Source organism: Pseudomonas sp. P5_B2 (assembly GCF_056400445.1).
Genome location: NZ_JBFULH010001034.1, coordinates 1 through 1,114 on the forward strand (window position 1 = coordinate 1; position 1,114 = coordinate 1,114).

Here is a 1,114-nt window from a genome sequence, read left to right on the forward strand (position 1 = left end):
TTAGACCCAGAGCCATCGCCGCTTCGCGCTGCCCGGGTGCTACCGCCATGATGCCGGCACGAAAAATCTCGCTGAGATAAGCACCATAATTGAGCGAGAGCGCGATGATCCCGGCGCTGATGGCGCCAGGTACCACACCCAGCTGTGGTAAACCCAGGTAGATCAGCAAAATTTGAATCAGCAGCGGCGTGCCGCGAAAAAAAGAGGCATAGAAGCTGGCAATACCAAAAGCCACGGCACTGCGTGACAGACGCGCAAGCGCCGTCACGAAGCCGAGGAGCAATGAAAGCCAGATCGAACAAAAGCATAGAAACAACGTCAGCGCTGCACCTTGCAGGAAACCGTTTGGCCCCAGATGCAATCCGACCAGGTTCGGCCATTTATCCAGAATGATCGAGAACTTCAGATCGAAGCTCATGAAAAACATGACGCACAAGCCAAACAGCGTCACCCATGTCAAATACAGGCGAGTACGAAAACCAAATAACTGGTTGAAACGACGTTTCTCGGTTTGCGGGGCAACAGTCGCCTTGGCTGGGTGTGGGTTCAGGGCTGTCATTGGCTGATATCGGCACCGATCCACTTCTGCGAAATCTTGCTTAACGTCCCGTCAGTCTTGAGTTGGGTAATGACCTCGGTGACCTTGGCATTCCATTGCGGATCGCCCTTCTCAATCGCCACGACGTTTGGCTCGGCATATAGCGAGTCGCCCGCGATTTTAAAGCGAGGATCCTGGGCAATACGCTCGCGGGCAGTGATGAGGTTGGTGACCATGGCGTCAAGTCGCACACCTGTACCCAGTGCCAAATCCTGGAACGCCACGGTTTCATTGTCGTAGGGCGCCACCTGGACATTGTCGAACGGGAAACTCAAAGGCTTGTCCTCGGCACCCTCGATCACAAGATCCTTGTTCAAGTAGGCTTCATAAGTCGACGCGCTGATCACACCGACTTTTTTGCCCGACAAGTCTTTGCCAGCCGTGATGTCTTTATCCTTCGCGTTCACCACAATCACCGCGGGTGACTGGTAATACTCGACCGGGAAATCGAACACTTCGGCACGGGCCTTACTTGGGGTCATCGAGCACACACAGATGTCGTAGCGCCCGCTCCAG

General features: G+C 54.6%; 2 protein-coding genes. Both read right to left on the minus strand.

Annotated features, from left to right (window positions below; all coding sequences use genetic code 11):
- A partial coding sequence (locus AC1DRJ_RS28965; RefSeq protein ID WP_477805149.1) for an ABC transporter permease subunit occupies positions 1 to 559 on the minus strand: 559 nt, incomplete at its 3' end.
- A partial coding sequence (locus AC1DRJ_RS28970; protein WP_477805150.1) for a transporter substrate-binding domain-containing protein occupies positions 556 to 1,114 on the minus strand: 559 nt, incomplete at its 5' end. The genes AC1DRJ_RS28970 and AC1DRJ_RS28965, both read right to left, overlap by 4 nt.